Raw genomic sequence first — 15,615 nt, 5'->3', positions numbered from 1 at the left:
CACCGTCATGACACAAACTGGCGGCGTTTGATCCCGATCATAAAATCTCCGCATCGAACGGCCCTTCGGACAACATCAGAACAATCCGACAATAAGCGCCTGGCCAATCAATTTAAATTGCCAGGCGAATATATGCAATGGTTCCCTTACAAACAACCGCACCGCCGCCTGCCGTTTTGATTAAAAACATTGTCGGGCGCGCCTACTCGCGGCGCCGGCGCCGCAACACGCCATCGCCGCACAGTGGTAGCATCCATATTGAATGTAATATGGAGATAGCAATGCAATTGACCGGCATGTTCGTCCATCCGCTCAAGTCGACCCGCGGCATCGCCTTCGAGCGCGCGTTCGCCGGCAAGCTAGGCCTGCTGCACGACCGCGAATGGCTGCTGGTGACCCCCGACGGCGACCAGATCACCGCCCGTTCCCATCCACAGCTGGTTCGGGTCCGGGTAGAGCTGCTGCCGGGCGGCATCCTACTGCACTACGAAGGCAAGCCGCCCATCTTCGCGATGACCACCGTCTTCACCCGCCCCCATCGCGCCCAGGTATGGAAAGACGTTTTCCAGGCTTGGCACGGCGACCAGCGGCTGGACGCCTGGTTTGCCGCCATCCTGGGCCAGGAATGCCGGCTGCTGTGGCTGGGCGCCCAGTCCGGACGGGCGCTCAAGGGCGGCGGGGAAAAAATGAGCTTCGCCGACGGCTACCCCTTCCTGCTGGTCAACCAGGCCTCGCTTGACGACCTCAACAGCCAGCTGGCGCAACCGGTGACGCTGCGCCACTTCCGCCCCAATCTGGTGGTGAACGGCGATTACCCATGGATGGAGGACGAGTGGCAGGTGATCCGCATCGGCGAAGTGGAGTTCGACGTGATGAAACCCTGCGCCCGCTGCGTGCTGACCACCGTGAATCCGGATAGCGGCGAGAAAAACCCGGACGGCGAACCGCTGCGCACGCTGGTGCGCACGCGCCGGCTGGAAGAAGGGGTGTGCTTCGGCATAAATCTCAAGGCCCGCAACGAGGGCATGCTGCAGTTGGGCGCGCCGCTGGAAATCCTGGAGCAGCGCTACAGCTTCTAGACTGAAGCGGCGTAGGGTGCTTACAATCATTGAATGAATCTGCAAGCACTCATTGAAGATATCCGGCAGCAGGTGCTGCCGTTCTACGACCAGGGCCGCGTCGCCGACTACATCCCCGCCCTGGCGTCCGTCGCGCCGCATCAGTTCGGCCTCGCCATCTGCACGCTGGATGGCGAGCATTACGCTTGCGGCGATGCCGCCACCCCCTTCTCGATCCAAAGCATCAGCAAAGCCTTCATGCTGGCGCTGACGCTGCAGGCCGAAGGCGAAACGCTATGGCGGCATGTCGGCAAAGAGCCGTCCGGCAACCCGTTCAACTCGCTGGTGCAGCTGGAGTACGAGCACGGCATTCCGCGCAATCCCTTCATCAACGCCGGCGCGCTGGTAGTGACCGACCGGGCGATCCGCCATTTCGGCGCCGCCCACGGCCGGCTGCTCGACTGGCTGCGCGCGGAAAGCGGCGCGCCCCGGCTATCGGCCAACGAACAGATCGCCGCCTCCGAGCGCGAACACGGCGACCGCAACGCGGCGCTGGCCCACTTCATGAAAAGCTACGGCAATCTGGACCATCCGGTGGAGCAGGTTCTGGACCAATACTTCCACAATTGCAGCATAGAGATGAGCTGCAGCCAGCTGGCCCGCGCCGCCCTGTTCCTCGCCAACCATGGCCTGTCGCCCAATACCGCGCAACAATACCTCAGCCGCAGCCAGGCCAAACAGGTGAACGCCGTCATGCTGACTTGCGGCACCTACGATGCGGCCGGCGAATTCGCCTACCGCGTCGGGCTGCCAGTGAAAAGCGGCGTCGGAGGCGGATTGCTGGCGGTGATTCCCGGCAAGATGAGCATCGCGGCATGGAGCCCGCAGTTGGACCGCCGCGGCAATTCGGTGCTGGGACTGGAAGCGCTGGACCGCTTTACCACCCGCACCGGGCTGTCGATCTTCTGAAGCGCCCAGATCGAGCACGGAAATGAAAAAAGCCAGCTCTCGCGAGCTGGCTTTCTTCTCAACCCTGCCGATTACTCGGCGGAGTCGTCTACAACGGCAACGGCATCTTCAGCACGGTCCACCAGCTCTACCAGAGCCATCGGGGCGTTGTCGCCCTTGCGGAAACCGTACTTCAGGATACGCACGTAACCGCCATTGCGGGCGGAGAAGCGCGGGCCGAGTACGTCGAAGAGCTTGACCACGATATCGCGGTCACGGGTGCGGTCGAACGCCAAACGACGGTTGGCGAGAGACGGCTTTTTGCCGAGCGTGATGAGCGGCTCGGCCACACGACGCAGTTCCTTGGCTTTCGGCAGCGTGGTCACGATTACTTCGTGCTTCAGCAGCGAGTTGGCCATGTTGCGCAGCATCGCCAGACGATGGCTGGTCGTGCGGTTCAGTTTACGATTACTGTAACGATGACGCATTGTTAATGTCCTTTTATCTCAAACCTTACGGCTTTTCGAGGCCAGCAGGCGGCCAGTTCTCCAGCTTCATGCCGAGAGTCAGGCCTTTGGAAGCGAGAACTTCCTTGATCTCGTTCAGCGACTTGCGGCCGAGGTTCGGAGTTTTCAGAAGCTCGGTTTCAGTACGCTGGATCAGATCGCCGATGTAATAAATGTTCTCAGCTTTCAGGCAGTTGGCCGAACGAACCGTCAGTTCAAGATCGTCTACCGGACGCAGCAGGATCGGATCGATCGGCGGCGCCTTTTCAACGACTTCTTCAACCGCTGTGCCCTGAAGATCTGCAAAGATGGACAACTGATCCATCAGGATGCGGGCCGCGTTGCGCACGGCCTGCTCCGGCTCGATGACGCCGTTGGTCTCGATGTCGAGAACCAGGCGGTCGAGGTCGGTACGTTGCTCCACACGGGCGCTTTCCACAGCAAAGCTCACGCGGCGAACCGGCGAGAAGGAAGCGTCCAGTTGGATGGTACCGATGGAACGGTTGTCATCATGGCTGGATCGAACGGACACCGGCTGATAGCCGCGGCCCTTTTCGATCTTGATCTCCATGTCGATCTTACCGCCGGACGAGAGGTGACAAATCACGTGTTCCGGATTGATCACTTCCACATCATGCGGCAGCTCGATATCGCTAGCCAAGACAGCGCCTTCACCGTCCTTTTTCAAGGTCAGCACGACACTGTCGCGACCATGCAGCTTAAGCACTACGCCCTTGAGGTTGAGGAGGATGTCAACGACATCCTCCCGCACGCCGTCAAGTGCGGAATACTCATGCAAAACGCCAGCGATAGTCACTTCGGTCGGAGCGTAGCCCGGCATCGACGACAACAGAATACGGCGCAGCGAATTGCCCAGGGTATGGGCATAGCCGCGCTCGAACGGCTCCATCGACACGCGAGCGTGAGTTGCGGAAACCGGCTGTACGTCGATGAGACGGGGTTTCAGAAATTCCGAAGCGCTGTTTTGCATAGTCATTCCCTAAGAGCTAGCGATTACTTGGAGTAGAATTCCACAACGAGTTGTTCGTTGATATCGCTAGACAGTTCGGAACGTTCCGGTGCGGATTTGAAGACGCCTTCCATTTTCTTGGAGTCAACCGACACCCAAGACGGGAAGCCACCTTGCTCGGCCAGAGCCAGGCCTTCAGCGATACGAGCCTGTTTCTTGGCTTTTTCGCGGACGGACACTACGTCACCGGCTTTAACCTGGTACGACGGAATGTTCACAACCTGGCCATTCACAACGATAGCCTTGTGGCTTACCAGCTGGCGCGCTTCGGCGCGAGTGGAGCCAAAGCCCATGCGATATACAACGTTGTCCAGGCGGGACTCAAGCAGCTTCAGCAGGTTTTCACCCGTAGAGCCCTTGCGGCGCACAGCTTCCGCAAAGTAGTTGCGGAACTGACGCTCGAGTACGCCGTAGATGCGGCGGATTTTCTGCTTTTCACGCAGCTGGACGCCATAGTCGGACAGGCGGCCGCGACGGGCGCCATGCTGACCAGGAGGGGTGTCCAGTTTGCATTTGGAATCCAGTGCACGACGCGCGCTCTTCAGGAAAAGGTCGGTGCCTTCACGACGAGCGAGCTTGCACTTCGGGCCAATATAACGTGCCATGTTCTCACACTCTCCGAATTAGATACGACGTTTTTTGGGCGGACGGCAACCGTTGTGCGGTACCGGCGTCACGTCGGAGATGCTGGTGATCTTGAAGCCCAGCGAGTTGAGTGCGCGAACAGCGGATTCACGACCCGGGCCCGGGCCTTTAATACGAACTTCGAGGTTCTTCACACCATATTCTTGGGCAACTTTACCAGCGTGCTCTGCAGCTACCTGAGCAGCAAAGGGTGTACTCTTGCGCGAGCCCTTAAAACCAGCGCCGCCAGAGGTAGCCCAAGACAGTGCATTGCCTTGACGGTCGGTGATAGTGATGATGGTGTTGTTGAACGAAGCGTGAACGTGCACGATACCTTCGCTAACAGACTTGCGCACTTTTTTACGTACACGGACAGCTGTGTTTGCTTTAGCCATTCTCTGTGTTCCTTAAGATTACTTCTTGCCGGCGATCGCCTTACGCGGTCCCTTGCGGGTACGAGCGTTAGTGCGAGTGCGCTGACCGCGGCACGGCAAGCCACGACGATGGCGCATGCCGCGATAGCAGCCCATGTCCATCAGACGTTTGATGCTCATGGTGATTTCGCGACGCAGGTCACCTTCAACGGTGAACTTCGCCACTGCATCACGCAGAGTTTCCATCTCGGCGTCCGTCAGATCCTTCACTTTCGTGGAAGGATTCACGCTGGCAGCAGCACAAATCTGCTGGGCGCGAGTCTGACCGATGCCGAAGATTGCCTGCAGGCCGATAACGGCATGCGCATGATTGGGGATATTTACCCCTGCAATACGGGCCATACTCTTTCCTTAAGCCTTAAGACCTTGAAAAGTTTGCGATTGTATCACGCAAATCGAGGTCTAACAAATGTTAGCCTTGTTTTTGCTTGTGACGCGGGTCCGTGCAGATCACGCGTACTACGCGATTGCGACGGATAATTTTGCAATTACGGCAAATCTTCTTTACAGAAGGCTGTACTCGCATGTTCAGATCCTTTCAAATCCAAATAAAGAGCGAATGCGTTACTTCGCACGGAACACAATGTGCGCCCGGGACCGATCAAATGAAGCGGGCTTCATCATCACTTGCTCGCCTGGCAGAATGCGGATGCAGAACATCCGCATCTTCCCAGAGATATATCCCAGTACCACGTGTCCATTTCCAGCCAGGCTCCGGGGAACTCCCCGGGACCCAGTCGTGAAACTGGATAGTGTCTTCTCAGCCACACCCAGCGTGAACTCGTGCGTCAGCGGGTAAGGGCGTTGCCTTTGAAGTTGGCCTTCTTCAGCAAGCTCTCATACTGATGCGACAACACATAGGACTGCACCTGAGCCATGAAGTCCATGGTCACCACCACCATGATCAGCAGCGATGTACCACCGAAGTAGAACGGCACGTTCCACTTCAGGATCAGGAATTCCGGCAGCAGGCAGACCAGCGTGATATAGATCGCACCGATCAGTGTCAGTCGCAGAATGATCTTCTCGATGTAGCGGGAAGTCTGCTCACCTGGACGGATGCCTGGAATGAACGCCCCACTCTTCTTCAAGTTGTCTGCCGTTTCCTTCGGGTTGAAAACCAACGCCGTGTAGAAATAGCAGAAGAAGATGATTGCAGCAGCATACAACAGCACATAGATAGGCTGACCCGGATGCAGTTTGTCGGCCACACCCTTCAACCAGGACATGTGCTCACCCTGGCCAAACCAGCCGAGAACGGTGGCCGGGAACAGAATGATGCTGGATGCAAAGATCGGAGGAATCACCCCTGCCATGTTGAGCTTGAGCGGCAGATGCGTGCTCTGGCCCTGCATGACGCGATTGCCAACCTGACGCTTGGCGTAGTTCACCAGAACCTTGCGTTGGCCACGCTCAGCGTAGACCACCACGAAAGTCACCAGGATCACCGCGACAAACAGCACGATCGCAAACAGGATAGGCAACGAGCCCTGACTGGTAAGAGTCAGGGTTTTACCGATGGCAGCCGGAACACCCGACGCGATACCGGCGCAGATGATCAGCGAGATACCGTTGCCGATACCGCGCTCGGTGATCTGTTCGCCCAACCACATCAGAAACATGGTTCCGGTGACCAGAGACACCACGGATGTCAGGTAAAACTCCCACTGAGCAGTCATCACCAGGTTTGGCTGCTTGTACAACATCACCGCGATGCCGAAACTTTGAAAAGTCGCGAGCAGCACGGTGGCGTAACGCGTGTACTGGGTTATCTTGCGACGTCCCGCATCGCCTTCCTTCTTCAGCTGCTTCAGGCTGGGCAATGCCTCGGCCGCGAGCTGCAGAATGATGGAAGCCGAGATGTACGGTGTGATGCCCAGGGCAAAAACCGTAAACCTCGAGAGGGCACCGCCCGAAAACATGTTGAACATGTCGAGCAGGCCCGTCTGCGATGTGTGGAACAACTTCGCTAGTTCGGCAGGGTTCACACCTGGCACCGGAATGTGCGCACCGATACGGTAAACGATCAATGCTCCAATCAGGAACCAGATTCTACGCTTCAGATCACCAAACTTATTGGCATTCGCCACTAGAGAAGTATTCGCCACAAATTTATGCCTTATTCAATGCTGCCGCCGGCAGCCTCGATGGCAGCGCGGGCGCCAGCGGTAACGCTGATACCACGCAGTTTGACCGCGCGCTCAACCTTACCGGACAGGACTACCTTGGCAACGAGTGCCTGAGCAGCCACCAGACCGGCTTGCTTGAGAGCCAGCAGATCGATTTCATCGACCGGCAGCAGGTTCAGTTCGGACAGGCGAACTTCGCAAACGAAGCGAGCCGTCAGCGACTTGAAGCCGCGCTTCGGCAGACGACGTTGCAGCGGCATTTGACCGCCTTCGAAGCCTACCTTGTGGAAACCACCGGCACGGCTCTTTTGACCCTTGTGGCCGCGGCCGCAAGTCTTGCCCAGGCCGGAACCGATGCCACGGCCGACACGGCGCTTGGCATGCTTGGCGCCGGCACCCGGTTGTACGGTGTTCAGCAGCATCTCTTAGCCCTCGAATTTGAGCAGGTAGCTGATCTTGTTGATCATGCCACGGTTTTCAGGGGTATCGAGCACTTCAACGGTCTGGCGAATCTTCTTCAGACCCAGACCACGGGCGCAGGCCTTGTGAGACTCCAGGCGACCGATCAGGCTCTTTACCAGAGTGACCTTAACAGTCTTGGCGTTACTCATGAACCACCCCCAGGATGTCCTCGACGCTCAGGCCACGCTTGGCGGCGATTTGCGCCGGAGTGCTGATGTTGCTCAGGCCGTTCAGAGTTGCACGAACCACGTTGTACGGGTTGGTGGAACCATGAATCTTGGCCGAAACGTTATGAACACCCATTGCGTCGAAGATCGCGCGCATCGGGCCACCGGCCTTCACGCCGGTACCTTCTTTGGCCGGCTGGATGAACACGGTGGTTGCACCGTGTTTGCCCACTACAGTGTGCTGCAGCGTGCCGTTCTTCAGCGGGATCTTGACCATGGTGTGGCGGGCCTGTTCCATTGCCTTTTGTACGGCAACCGGAACTTCCTTGGAACGACCCTTACCCATGCCGATACCGCCGTCGCCATCACCAACTACGGTCAGGGCAGAGAAAGCCATGATACGGCCGCCCTTGACCACTTTGGTGACGCGGTTGACGCTGATCATTTTCTCGACCAGACCGTCGCCGCGATCTTCCATTTCGTGCTTAGCCATTCTTCACTCCGAATTAGAATACGAGGCCGTGTTCGCGAGCGGCGTCAGCCAGTGCCTTCATGCGACCGTGGTATTTGAAACCGGAACGATCGAAAGCAACTTTCTCGATGCCAGCAGCTTTTGCCTTTTCGGCAATGCGCTTGCCGATCACGGCCGCAGCTGCCACGTTGCCGCCGTTGGAGAGTTCAGCGCGTACGTCGGCTTCCAGCGAGGAAGCGCTTGCCAGTACCTTGCTGCCGGTCTCATCAACGATCTGGGCGTAAATGTGGCTGTTGGTGCGGTACACAGTGAGACGCACCATCTTGAGCTCCGCGATCCGGGCACGGGTTTTACGTGCGCGGCGGAGTCGAGCTTGTTTCTTGTCCATATCAGTGCCTCAGTTACTTCTTCTTGGTTTCTTTCAGAACCACAACTTCATCAGCGTAGCGAACACCCTTGCCTTTGTAAGGCTCGGGAGCGCGGTAAGCGCGGATTTCAGCTGCGATCTGGCCTACGAGCTGCTTGTTGGCGCCCTTAACCAGGATCTCGGTCTGAGTCGGAGTCTCAACCTTGATGCCTTCGGGCATCTTGTGAGCTACCGGGTGGGAGAAACCAAGAGACAGGTTCAGCATATCGCCCTGAGCCTGGGCACGATAGCCCACGCCTACCAGTTGCAGCTTCTTCTCGAAGCCCTTGGATACGCCGTTAACCATGTTGTTCAACAGGGCGCGCAGGGTGCCGGACATGGCACGCGCGAACTTGCTGTCGTTCTTGGCAGCGAAAGTCAGCTGGTTGTTGTCCAGCTTGATTTCTACCTGTTCGCACAGAGCGGTGCTCAGGGTGCCCAGGGCCCCCTTTACAATCACTTCTGCAGCATTGAACTTCACTTCAACGCCAGCCGGAATGGCTACGGGATTCTTAGCTACGCGAGACATTTGACCCCCTTAAGCCACGACGCAGAGCAACTCGCCACCGATGCCGGTGGAGCGCGCTTTACGGTCAGTCATGATGCCTTGGGAAGTGGACAAGATCGCCACGCCCAGACCATTCATGACCTTCGGGATTTCGGTGGAGCCCTTGTACACGCGCAGGCCAGGACGGGAAACGCGGTCAATGCGCTCGATCACCGGACGGCCAGCGTAGTACTTGAGCTGGATATCGAGAACAGGCTTCTTGGCTTCGCCGGCAACGGCGAAATCTTCAATGTAGCCTTCTTCTTTCAGCACCTGCGCCAGCGCAACCTTCAGCTTGGAAGACGGCATGGAAACTGCCACCTTGGAAGCGCGTTGGCCGTTGCGGATGCGGGTCAACATATCGGAAATAGGATCGTGCATGCTCATTTATGTGTCTCCTATTACCAGCTGGCCTTAACAACACCCGGAATCTCACCCTTCATGGCGATCTCACGCAGCTTGTTACGACCCAAACCGAATTTGCGGAATACACCACGCGGACGACCGGTGATGGCGCAGCGACGACGCTGGCGTACCGGGGAAGCGTTGCGCGGCAGTTGCTGCAGTTGCAGGCGGGCGGCGAAACGCTCTTCTTCCGAGAGGCTCTGGTTGTTGATGGTGGCGATCAGGGCTTCACGCTTGGCGGAATACTTTTCAGCCAGCTTGACGCGCTTCTCTTCACGGTTAATCAGTGCAAGTCTTGCCATGTGCTTAACCCTTGAACGGGAACTTGAACGCGGCCAGCAGTGCGCGGGCCTCTTCGTCAGTCTTCGCCGTAGTGGTGACAGTAATGTTCATACCACGCAGAGCATCGATCTTGTCGTACTCGATTTCCGGGAAGATGATCTGTTCTTTGACGCCCATGTTGTAGTTGCCACGGCCATCGAAGGACTTGGCAGACACACCACGGAAGTCGCGAACGCGCGGCAGCGCGATGGTTACCAGGCGGTCCAGGAACTCGTACATGCGTTCGCGACGCAGAGTTACCTTGCAACCTACCGGGTAGTTGTCGCGGATCTTGAAGCCGGCGATGGACTTGCGGGCGGTGGTGACAACCGGCTTCTGGCCGGCGATCTTTTCCATATCGCCCACGGCGAATTCCATTACCTTTTTATCGGCAACGGCTTCGCCCACGCCCATGTTCACGGTGATCTTCTCGATACGCGGAACTTGCATGATCGACTTGTAGCCGAACTGTTTCATCAGTTCCGGCACTACGCTGTCTTTGTAGAAATCGTAGAGACGTGCCATGTTTGCTCCTTAGGCGCCGATAACTTCGCCGCTAGACTTGAACACGCGTACCTTACGGCCGTCTTCAAGAACCTTGAAGCCCACGCGGTCAGCCTTTTGGCTTGCCGGATTGAAAATCGCGACGTTCGATGCGTCCACAGGCATGGTTTTTTCAACGATGCCGCCAGCCACGCCACGTACCGGATTCGGTTTCTGGTGTTTTTTGGCGATGTTGACGCCTTCGACGACCAGCTTCTCGTCCAGAACACGCAGGACGGTGCCGCGCTTACCCTTGTCTTTGCCGGTGATTACTACGACTTCATCACCTTTACGAATTTTGCGCATGTGACCTCCTTACAGCACTTCAGGAGCCAGCGAAACGATCTTCATGAAGCGTTCGGTACGCAGTTCACGCGTAACGGGCCCGAAGATACGAGTGCCGATCGGCTCAAGCTTGTTGTTGAGCAGAACAGCAGCGTTGCTGTCAAACTTGATCAAAGAGCCATCCGGACGGCGCACGCCTTTGGCAGTGCGTACCACGACCGCATTGTAGACGTCGCCTTTTTTGACGCGACCACGCGGAGCGGCATCCTTGATGCTCACCTTGATAATGTCACCTACGCTAGCATAGCGACGCTTGGAGCCACCCAACACCTTGATGCACATAACGTGACGCGCACCAGTGTTGTCAGCGACCTCAAGCATGGTCTGCATTTGGATCATTTGATGATTACCTTTCTAATCCAACTTTATCCGTCACTTTCACCTGCCGGTTTCTCGCATAAAAGCAAGACCATACAGACGAAACGCCACAGAAAACTGTGGCGTATCCAACGGCCAGTTTTGGACCCCGTAAGGGCGGAACTCTTGCGAAAGTAGATGCAAGAGGTGGCCATTATACAGAGGACCGAAGTCCTCTGCAAGCTTTATACCTGGCGAGATTTCTCAACCAGGCCAGTTACCACCCACGACTTGGTCTTCGAGAGCGGACGGGACTCGCTGATAACTACCAGGTCGCCCGCCTTGAACTCGTTGTTCTCGTCGTGTGCGTGGAACTTCTTGGAGCGACGGATAATCTTGCCGTAGATCGGGTGCTTAACCTTGCGCTCGACCAGGACGGTAACAGTCTTATCCATCTTGTCGCTGACCACCACACCGGTCAGCGTACGTACCACTTTGGTTTCGCTCATCTTAAACTGCCTTTTCTTTCAGAACGGTGCGAACGCGAGCGATTTCACGACGCACTTTCTTCAGTTCAGAGGTCTTGGCGAGTTGCTGAGTAGCGTGCTGCATGCGCAGCGCAAACTGGGCCTTCAGCAGGCTCAGCAGTTCCGCCTTCAGCTCGTCAACAGTTTTGGCTTTCAGTTCGGACGCTTTCATTACTGACCTACCTGTTTGGTTACGAACACAGTGGCGATCGGCAGCTTAGCTGCGGCCAGACGGAAAGCTTCACGAGCGAGTTCCTCGGAAACACCATCCATTTCGTACAGCATCTTGCCAGGCTGAATCTCGGCCACGTAGAACTCCGGAGAGCCCTTACCGTTACCCATACGCACTTCTGCGGGCTTCGAGGTGATCGGCTTGTCCGGGAAGATGCGGATCCAGATGCGACCGCCACGCTTGATGTGGCGGGTCATCGCGCGACGCGCAGCTTCAATCTGGCGCGCGGTCAGGCGACCACGACCAACAGCCTTCAGACCGAAATCACCAAAGCTCACTTTGTTGCCACGAGTAGCGATACCCGTGTTGCGGCCTTTATGCTGTTTGCGGTACTTGAGTCTAGTTGGCTGCAGCATTGCGGGCACCCTTTCTCATTTTCTTCTCGGGAGCTGCCGGCGTGGCCACTACCTGGCCCGGCTTCAGCTCGCCTTTGTATACCCATACCTTGATGCCGATGATACCGTAGGTAGTCTTGGCTTCCGAGGTAGCGTAATCCACGTCGGCGCGCAGGGTATGCAGCGGAACGCGGCCTTCGCGGTACCATTCGCTACGCGCGATGTCGATACCGTTCAGACGACCGGAGGACATGATCTTGATGCCTTCGGCACCCAGACGCATGGCGTTCTGCATCGCGCGCTTCATGGCGCGACGGAACATCACGCGCTTCTCCAGCTGGGAAGCGATGCCGTCGGCGATGATTTGCGCGTCCAGTTCCGGCTTGCGAACTTCTTCGATGTTGACGTGTACCGGAACGCCCAGGCGCTTTTGCAGTTCTTGCTTCAGAACTTCAATGTCTTCGCCCTTCTTACCGATCACGACACCCGGACGGGCGCTGTGAATGGTGATGCGGGCGGACTTGGCCGGACGCTCGATGGTAACGCGGCCAACCGAAGCATGACCCAGACGCTTCTTCAGGAATTCGCGAACTTCGATATCCTGTTTCAGCATTTCCGGGAAGTTCTTCGAAGACGCGAACCACTTGGAAGACCAGTTTTTGTTAACGGCAAGACGGAATCCCGTCGGATGAATCTTCTGACCCATTTCTTACCCCTTAATTGCCAACGGTCAACGAGATGTGGCAGGTCTGCTTTTCGATGCGATTGCCACGACCCTTAGCACGGGCAGTGAAACGCTTCAGACTAGCGCCCTTGTCAACGAAGATGCTGGTGACACGCAGGGTGTCGATGTCAGCGCCTTCGTTGTGCTCGGCGTTAGCGATTGCAGATTCCAGCACTTTCTTGATGATTACCGCGCCCTTCTTCGGGGAGAAGGCCAGGATATTCAGCGCCTGGGCCACGGATTGACCGCGGACCAGATCGGCCACCAGGCGGCACTTTTGTGCCGACAGGCGAACACTTTTCAGATTTGCAGATACTCTCATCGCTTCACCTTACTTCTTCTTCGCCTTCTTATCGGCAGCATGGCCTTTGAAGGTGCGAGTCAGCGAGAATTCACCCAGTTTATGACCGACCATGTTTTCAGAAACATAGACGGGAACGTGAGTGCGACCGTTGTGTACAGCGATGGTCAAGCCAATGAAGTCCGGCAGGATGGTCGAACGACGGGACCAGGTCTTGATCGGACGCTTGTCGCTGGTTGCCCGTACCGCATCAACCTTTTTCAGGAGATGCAGGTCAACGAACGGGCCTTTTTTCTGCGAACGTGCCATTGTCAATTACCCTTTGTTGGAATAGCGACGGCGTACGATCATGTTGTCGGTACGCTTGTTGCGACGGGTACGGAAGCCCTTAGCCGGAGTGCCCCATGGGCTAACCGGCACGCGGCCTTCGCCAGTGCGGCCTTCACCACCACCGTGCGGGTGATCGATCGGGTTCATCGCCGTACCGCGAACGGTCGGGCGGATGCCGCGCCAACGAGAAGCACCTGCTTTACCCAGCTTGCGCAGGGAGTGCTCTTCATTACCCACTTCACCAACAGTTGCACGGCAATCGACGTGCACCAGGCGGATTTCGCCCGAGCGCAGACGCAGTTGAGCGTAAGCGCCTTCGCGAGCCAGCAGCATCGCAGAAGCACCAGCGGAGCGAACCATCTGGGCGCCCTTGCCAGGTTGCAGTTCCACGCAGTGGATAGTGGTACCCACCGGGATGTTGCGGATCGGCAGGGTGTTACCGGCCTTGATCGGCGCTTCCGAACCGGACAGCAATACGGCACCAACCTTCACACCGCGCGGGGCGATGATGTAGCGGCGCTCGCCGTCGGCGTAGCACAGGAGGGCGATGTGGGCAGTGCGGTTCGGGTCGTATTCGACGCGTTCCACCTTAGCCGGGATGCCATCCTTGTTGCGACGGAAGTCGATCAGACGGTAGTGCTTCTTATGGCCGCCACCACGATGACGCGTAGTGATGTGACCATTGTTGTTACGGCCACCGGTCGAGTTTTTCTTCTCAACCAGGGCAGCGTGCGGAGCACCTTTGTGCAGGTCAGGGTGTACTACCTTGACAACGGCACGGCGACCCGCGGAAGTCGGTTTTACCTTAACGATAGGCATGCTCTATCTCCTTACTCCGCCGCGGCCGGGGTAGCGGTCAGATCAATTTCTTGACCTTCGACCAAGCTTACGTAGGCCTTTTTCCAGTCACTGCGACGACCGGTGGAACGGCCGAAACGCTTAACCTTGCCCTTGACGTTCACAGTGGAAACGCCTTCAACTTTTACGTTGAACAGCATCTCAACAGCCGCCTTGATTTCCGGCTTGGTTGCGTTGGTAGCAACACGGAACGCCATTTGCTGATGCTTCTCAGCGATCATGGTGCTCTTTTCGGAAACGATGGGAGCAAGGATTACTTGCAACAGACGTTCTTGGTTCATGCCCACTGCTCCTCCAGTTGCTTCACGGCGTCGCGGGTGATCACGGTCTTCTTGAAGCGCAGCAGGCTGTACGGGTCAGCTTGTTGAGCCTCGATAACCAGCACGTTCGGCAGGTTACGCGAAGAGAGATAGAGGTTTTCGTTCAGTTCACCAGTGATGAACAGAGCCTGCTCCAGACCCATCGGCTGAACAGTACCCACGAACTCCTTGGTCTTCGGGCTGGCTACATTGAGCTCGTCCACGATGATCAGACGCTCGTCACGCACCAGTTGCGACAGGATAGCCGCCATACCAGCACGGAACATCTTGCGGTTGATCTTCTGGGTGAAGTTCTCGTCCGGCTTGTTCGGGAAAGCACGGCCACCACCACGACGGTTCGGGGTGGAAGTCATACCTGCACGAGCGTTACCAGTGCCCTTCTGACGGAACGGCTTCTTGGTCGAGTGCTTCACTTCTGCACGAGTCAGCTGGGCACGGTTGCCGCTACGGGCGTTCGCCAGGAACGCGGTAACGACTTGGTGTACCAGAGCTTCGTTGTAGTCGCGGCCGAACAGGGAGTCGGACACTTGCAGGCTACCAACAGCCTTGCCTTGGGTATTGATTACATTCAATTCCATCACGCACCCGCTTTCACGCTAGGACGCACGACCACGTCGCCGTTCTTGGCGCCCGGGACTGCGCCCTTGACCAGGATCAGCTGACGCTCTGCGTCGATACGAACGATCTCGAGGCACTGTACAGTGCTCTTGACGTTACCGTACTGACCAGCCATGCGCTTACCCGGGAAAACGCGACCCGGATCCTGCGCCTGACCGATGGAACCCGGCGTATTGTGCGAACGCGAGTTACCGTGGGAAGCACGGTTGGAAGAGAAGTTGTGACGCTTGATCACACCGGAGAAGCCCTTACCCTTGGAGGTACCGGTAATATCAACCAGTTGACCAACAGCGAAGGTTTCAACAGCGACAGCATCGCCCAGCTTGAAGTTGGCAACGGTTTCAGCCGACAGAGCGAACTCTACCAGGACTTCACCTGCTTCAACGCCAGCCTTGGCGAAGTGGCCAGCTGCAGCCTTGTTTACACGATTGGCTTTTTTCGAGCCAAAAGTAACCTGCACGGCATTGTAGCCGTCGGTTTCTGCAGTTTTGATTTGCGTGACGCGGTTAGCGGACATGTCCAGCACAGTTACCGGGATGGTTGCGCCATCTTCGGCAAAAATGCGGGTCATGCCGACTTTGCGACCGACAAGACCTAAACTCATGTTTATTTCCTTTTTCAGGCGCCGATTGCGATTGACCGGCATAAAAAACACGACATAAAAAACAAAAACGGA

Annotated in this window: 29 protein-coding genes and 1 pseudogene; 2 read left to right on the top strand and 28 right to left on the bottom strand. The window is 57.0% G+C overall.

The features are described 5' to 3' along the window. Positions 1 to 281: 281 nt before the first annotated feature. The gene (locus BI344_RS18545; RefSeq protein WP_071114294.1) at positions 282 to 1,079 is read left to right on the top strand and encodes an MOSC domain-containing protein; all 798 of its coding nucleotides are present in this window, start codon (positions 282 to 284) and stop codon (positions 1,077 to 1,079) included. Between the two features lie 33 nt (positions 1,080 to 1,112). Further along, the gene (locus BI344_RS18540; protein ID WP_071114293.1) at positions 1,113 to 2,027 is read left to right on the top strand and encodes a glutaminase; all 915 of its coding nucleotides are present in this window, start codon (positions 1,113 to 1,115) and stop codon (positions 2,025 to 2,027) included. A gap of 71 nt (positions 2,028 to 2,098) precedes the next feature. Here the strand turns inward: BI344_RS18540 and rplQ are convergent, their stop codons facing one another. The 28 genes and pseudogenes from rplQ to rplC form a co-directional block, all read right to left on the bottom strand. Continuing rightward, a complete protein-coding gene (gene rplQ / locus BI344_RS18535; protein WP_043579409.1) occupies positions 2,099 to 2,494 on the bottom strand; it encodes a 50S ribosomal protein L17 in 396 nt (131 codons plus the stop codon). Positions 2,495 to 2,519: 25 nt separating this feature from the next. Next, positions 2,520 to 3,503: a DNA-directed RNA polymerase subunit alpha gene (locus BI344_RS18530; protein WP_043579524.1), complete on the bottom strand. Its 984-nt coding sequence runs from the start codon at positions 3,501 to 3,503 to the stop codon at positions 2,520 to 2,522. Between the two features lie 23 nt (positions 3,504 to 3,526). Continuing rightward, a complete protein-coding gene (rpsD, locus tag BI344_RS18525; RefSeq protein ID WP_043579407.1) occupies positions 3,527 to 4,147 on the bottom strand; it encodes a 30S ribosomal protein S4 in 621 nt (206 codons plus the stop codon). Between the two features lie 18 nt (positions 4,148 to 4,165). Then, positions 4,166 to 4,561, bottom strand: a complete 396-nt coding sequence (gene rpsK / locus BI344_RS18520) for a 30S ribosomal protein S11 (protein WP_011137709.1) — start codon at positions 4,559 to 4,561, stop codon at positions 4,166 to 4,168. A gap of 18 nt (positions 4,562 to 4,579) precedes the next feature. Continuing rightward, positions 4,580 to 4,942: a 30S ribosomal protein S13 gene (gene rpsM, locus BI344_RS18515; RefSeq protein ID WP_071114292.1), complete on the bottom strand. Its 363-nt coding sequence runs from the start codon at positions 4,940 to 4,942 to the stop codon at positions 4,580 to 4,582. A 70-nt stretch (positions 4,943 to 5,012) separates the two neighbouring features. Continuing rightward, positions 5,013 to 5,126, bottom strand: coding sequence for a 50S ribosomal protein L36 (rpmJ, locus tag BI344_RS23250; RefSeq protein WP_011137711.1), 114 nt, complete (start codon positions 5,124 to 5,126; stop codon positions 5,013 to 5,015). Positions 5,127 to 5,164: 38 nt separating this feature from the next. Continuing rightward, positions 5,165 to 5,302, bottom strand: a pseudogene (locus tag BI344_RS23245) (S1 domain-containing protein); the annotation flags it as partial. Positions 5,303 to 5,388: 86 nt separating this feature from the next. Next, entirely contained in the window at positions 5,389 to 6,708 is a 1,320-nt protein-coding gene (gene secY, locus BI344_RS18505) for a preprotein translocase subunit SecY (protein ID WP_071114290.1), read from the bottom strand. An 11-nt stretch (positions 6,709 to 6,719) separates the two neighbouring features. Next, positions 6,720 to 7,151 carry a 50S ribosomal protein L15 gene (gene rplO / locus BI344_RS18500; protein ID WP_071114289.1) on the bottom strand — a complete coding sequence of 144 codons (432 nt, stop codon included), beginning with the start codon at positions 7,149 to 7,151 and terminating at the stop codon, positions 6,720 to 6,722. A 3-nt stretch (positions 7,152 to 7,154) separates the two neighbouring features. Beyond that, positions 7,155 to 7,340, bottom strand: a complete 186-nt coding sequence (gene rpmD, locus BI344_RS18495) for a 50S ribosomal protein L30 (protein WP_011137715.1) — start codon at positions 7,338 to 7,340, stop codon at positions 7,155 to 7,157. After that, entirely contained in the window at positions 7,333 to 7,851 is a 519-nt protein-coding gene (gene rpsE / locus BI344_RS18490) for a 30S ribosomal protein S5 (RefSeq protein ID WP_071114288.1), read from the bottom strand. The genes rpmD and rpsE overlap by 8 nt, the downstream gene beginning before the upstream one ends. Positions 7,852 to 7,864: 13 nt before the next feature. Further along, positions 7,865 to 8,218, bottom strand: a complete 354-nt coding sequence (rplR, locus tag BI344_RS18485) for a 50S ribosomal protein L18 (RefSeq protein WP_043579398.1) — start codon at positions 8,216 to 8,218, stop codon at positions 7,865 to 7,867. A gap of 13 nt (positions 8,219 to 8,231) precedes the next feature. After that, positions 8,232 to 8,765, bottom strand: a complete 534-nt coding sequence (gene rplF / locus BI344_RS18480; protein WP_071114287.1) for a 50S ribosomal protein L6 — start codon at positions 8,763 to 8,765, stop codon at positions 8,232 to 8,234. A gap of 9 nt (positions 8,766 to 8,774) precedes the next feature. Continuing rightward, on the bottom strand, positions 8,775 to 9,170 hold the full coding sequence (rpsH, locus tag BI344_RS18475; protein WP_071114286.1) for a 30S ribosomal protein S8: 396 nt from the start codon (positions 9,168 to 9,170) through the stop codon (positions 8,775 to 8,777). A gap of 14 nt (positions 9,171 to 9,184) precedes the next feature. After that, positions 9,185 to 9,490 (bottom strand): 30S ribosomal protein S14, encoded by a 306-nt coding sequence (gene rpsN / locus BI344_RS23240; protein WP_083338780.1) that lies wholly within the window; start codon positions 9,488 to 9,490, stop codon positions 9,185 to 9,187. A gap of 4 nt (positions 9,491 to 9,494) precedes the next feature. Continuing rightward, positions 9,495 to 10,034, bottom strand: a complete 540-nt coding sequence (gene rplE / locus BI344_RS18465; protein WP_043579390.1) for a 50S ribosomal protein L5 — start codon at positions 10,032 to 10,034, stop codon at positions 9,495 to 9,497. 9 nt (positions 10,035 to 10,043) lie between these two features. Next, positions 10,044 to 10,358, bottom strand: coding sequence for a 50S ribosomal protein L24 (rplX, locus tag BI344_RS18460; RefSeq protein ID WP_071114284.1), 315 nt, complete (start codon positions 10,356 to 10,358; stop codon positions 10,044 to 10,046). A 9-nt stretch (positions 10,359 to 10,367) separates the two neighbouring features. Then, entirely contained in the window at positions 10,368 to 10,736 is a 369-nt protein-coding gene (gene rplN, locus BI344_RS18455; protein ID WP_043579386.1) for a 50S ribosomal protein L14, read from the bottom strand. Between the two features lie 203 nt (positions 10,737 to 10,939). After that, a complete protein-coding gene (rpsQ, locus tag BI344_RS18450) occupies positions 10,940 to 11,203 on the bottom strand; it encodes a 30S ribosomal protein S17 (protein ID WP_011137724.1) in 264 nt (87 codons plus the stop codon). A gap of 1 nt (position 11,204) precedes the next feature. After that, positions 11,205 to 11,393, bottom strand: a complete 189-nt coding sequence (rpmC, locus tag BI344_RS18445; RefSeq protein ID WP_071114283.1) for a 50S ribosomal protein L29 — start codon at positions 11,391 to 11,393, stop codon at positions 11,205 to 11,207. Beyond that, positions 11,393 to 11,809, bottom strand: a complete 417-nt coding sequence (rplP, locus tag BI344_RS18440; RefSeq protein ID WP_071114282.1) for a 50S ribosomal protein L16 — start codon at positions 11,807 to 11,809, stop codon at positions 11,393 to 11,395. The genes rpmC and rplP overlap by 1 nt, the downstream gene beginning before the upstream one ends. Further along, complete coding sequence (gene rpsC / locus BI344_RS18435) at positions 11,793 to 12,494, bottom strand: 30S ribosomal protein S3 (RefSeq protein ID WP_071114281.1); 702 nt, start codon at positions 12,492 to 12,494, stop codon at positions 11,793 to 11,795. Before rpsC ends, rplP begins: the two co-directional genes overlap by 17 nt. Positions 12,495 to 12,504: 10 nt before the next feature. Then, entirely contained in the window at positions 12,505 to 12,834 is a 330-nt protein-coding gene (gene rplV, locus BI344_RS18430) for a 50S ribosomal protein L22 (protein WP_021478358.1), read from the bottom strand. A 9-nt stretch (positions 12,835 to 12,843) separates the two neighbouring features. Next, positions 12,844 to 13,122: a 30S ribosomal protein S19 gene (gene rpsS, locus BI344_RS23235; protein ID WP_011137729.1), complete on the bottom strand. Its 279-nt coding sequence runs from the start codon at positions 13,120 to 13,122 to the stop codon at positions 12,844 to 12,846. A gap of 6 nt (positions 13,123 to 13,128) precedes the next feature. Then, positions 13,129 to 13,962 carry a 50S ribosomal protein L2 gene (gene rplB / locus BI344_RS23230; protein WP_083338779.1) on the bottom strand — a complete coding sequence of 278 codons (834 nt, stop codon included), beginning with the start codon at positions 13,960 to 13,962 and terminating at the stop codon, positions 13,129 to 13,131. Between the two features lie 11 nt (positions 13,963 to 13,973). After that, the gene (gene rplW, locus BI344_RS18420) at positions 13,974 to 14,282 is read right to left on the bottom strand and encodes a 50S ribosomal protein L23 (protein ID WP_043579379.1); all 309 of its coding nucleotides are present in this window, start codon (positions 14,280 to 14,282) and stop codon (positions 13,974 to 13,976) included. After that, on the bottom strand, positions 14,279 to 14,899 hold the full coding sequence (rplD, locus tag BI344_RS18415) for a 50S ribosomal protein L4 (protein WP_071109263.1): 621 nt from the start codon (positions 14,897 to 14,899) through the stop codon (positions 14,279 to 14,281). Before rplD ends, rplW begins: the two co-directional genes overlap by 4 nt. Then, positions 14,899 to 15,543 (bottom strand): 50S ribosomal protein L3, encoded by a 645-nt coding sequence (gene rplC / locus BI344_RS18410; protein ID WP_071114280.1) that lies wholly within the window; start codon positions 15,541 to 15,543, stop codon positions 14,899 to 14,901. The genes rplD and rplC overlap by 1 nt, the downstream gene beginning before the upstream one ends. Between the last annotated feature and the right edge of the window lie 72 nt (positions 15,544 to 15,615).

Origin of the sequence: Chromobacterium sphagni (assembly GCF_001855555.1) — a bacterium.
Classification (GTDB): Bacteria; Pseudomonadota; Gammaproteobacteria; order Burkholderiales; family Chromobacteriaceae; genus Chromobacterium; species Chromobacterium sphagni.
This window is presented reverse-complemented; position numbering and strand designations above follow the sequence as displayed.

Coding starts and splice junctions, on each gene's coding strand:
- rpmJ (WP_011137711.1), bottom strand. CDS start 5,126: ATGCGAGTACAGCCTTCTGTAAAGAAGATTTGCCGTAATTGCAAAATT.
- rpsD (WP_043579407.1), bottom strand. CDS start 4,147: ATGGCACGTTATATTGGCCCGAAGTGCAAGCTCGCTCGTCGTGAAGGC.
- BI344_RS18540 (WP_071114293.1), top strand. CDS start 1,113: ATGAATCTGCAAGCACTCATTGAAGATATCCGGCAGCAGGTGCTGCCG.
- rpmC (WP_071114283.1), bottom strand. CDS start 11,393: ATGAAAGCGTCCGAACTGAAAGCCAAAACTGTTGACGAGCTGAAGGCG.
- BI344_RS18530 (WP_043579524.1), bottom strand. CDS start 3,503: ATGCAAAACAGCGCTTCGGAATTTCTGAAACCCCGTCTCATCGACGTA.
- rplF (WP_071114287.1), bottom strand. CDS start 8,765: ATGTCTCGCGTAGCTAAGAATCCCGTAGCCATTCCGGCTGGCGTTGAA.
- rplQ (WP_043579409.1), bottom strand. CDS start 2,494: ATGCGTCATCGTTACAGTAATCGTAAACTGAACCGCACGACCAGCCAT.
- rplP (WP_071114282.1), bottom strand. CDS start 11,809: ATGCTGCAGCCAACTAGACTCAAGTACCGCAAACAGCATAAAGGCCGC.
- rpsH (WP_071114286.1), bottom strand. CDS start 9,170: ATGAGCATGCACGATCCTATTTCCGATATGTTGACCCGCATCCGCAAC.
- rpsC (WP_071114281.1), bottom strand. CDS start 12,494: ATGGGTCAGAAGATTCATCCGACGGGATTCCGTCTTGCCGTTAACAAA.
- rplN (WP_043579386.1), bottom strand. CDS start 10,736: ATGATCCAAATGCAGACCATGCTTGAGGTCGCTGACAACACTGGTGCG.
- rplE (WP_043579390.1), bottom strand. CDS start 10,034: ATGGCACGTCTCTACGATTTCTACAAAGACAGCGTAGTGCCGGAACTG.
- rpsN (WP_083338780.1), bottom strand. CDS start 9,490: ATGGCAAGACTTGCACTGATTAACCGTGAAGAGAAGCGCGTCAAGCTG.
- rpsK (WP_011137709.1), bottom strand. CDS start 4,561: ATGGCTAAAGCAAACACAGCTGTCCGTGTACGTAAAAAAGTGCGCAAG.
- rpsQ (WP_011137724.1), bottom strand. CDS start 11,203: ATGAGCGAAACCAAAGTGGTACGTACGCTGACCGGTGTGGTGGTCAGC.
- rpsS (WP_011137729.1), bottom strand. CDS start 13,122: ATGGCACGTTCGCAGAAAAAAGGCCCGTTCGTTGACCTGCATCTCCTG.
- rplW (WP_043579379.1), bottom strand. CDS start 14,282: ATGAACCAAGAACGTCTGTTGCAAGTAATCCTTGCTCCCATCGTTTCC.
- rpsE (WP_071114288.1), bottom strand. CDS start 7,851: ATGGCTAAGCACGAAATGGAAGATCGCGGCGACGGTCTGGTCGAGAAA.
- rplD (WP_071109263.1), bottom strand. CDS start 14,899: ATGGAATTGAATGTAATCAATACCCAAGGCAAGGCTGTTGGTAGCCTG.
- rplO (WP_071114289.1), bottom strand. CDS start 7,151: ATGCTGCTGAACACCGTACAACCGGGTGCCGGCGCCAAGCATGCCAAG.
- rpsM (WP_071114292.1), bottom strand. CDS start 4,942: ATGGCCCGTATTGCAGGGGTAAATATCCCCAATCATGCGCATGCCGTT.
- rplV (WP_021478358.1), bottom strand. CDS start 12,834: ATGAGAGTATCTGCAAATCTGAAAAGTGTTCGCCTGTCGGCACAAAAG.
- rpmD (WP_011137715.1), bottom strand. CDS start 7,340: ATGAGTAACGCCAAGACTGTTAAGGTCACTCTGGTAAAGAGCCTGATC.
- rplC (WP_071114280.1), bottom strand. CDS start 15,543: ATGAGTTTAGGTCTTGTCGGTCGCAAAGTCGGCATGACCCGCATTTTT.
- rplB (WP_083338779.1), bottom strand. CDS start 13,962: ATGCCTATCGTTAAGGTAAAACCGACTTCCGCGGGTCGCCGTGCCGTT.
- rplX (WP_071114284.1), bottom strand. CDS start 10,358: ATGCGCAAAATTCGTAAAGGTGATGAAGTCGTAGTAATCACCGGCAAA.
- BI344_RS18545 (WP_071114294.1), top strand. CDS start 282: ATGCAATTGACCGGCATGTTCGTCCATCCGCTCAAGTCGACCCGCGGC.
- rplR (WP_043579398.1), bottom strand. CDS start 8,218: ATGGACAAGAAACAAGCTCGACTCCGCCGCGCACGTAAAACCCGTGCC.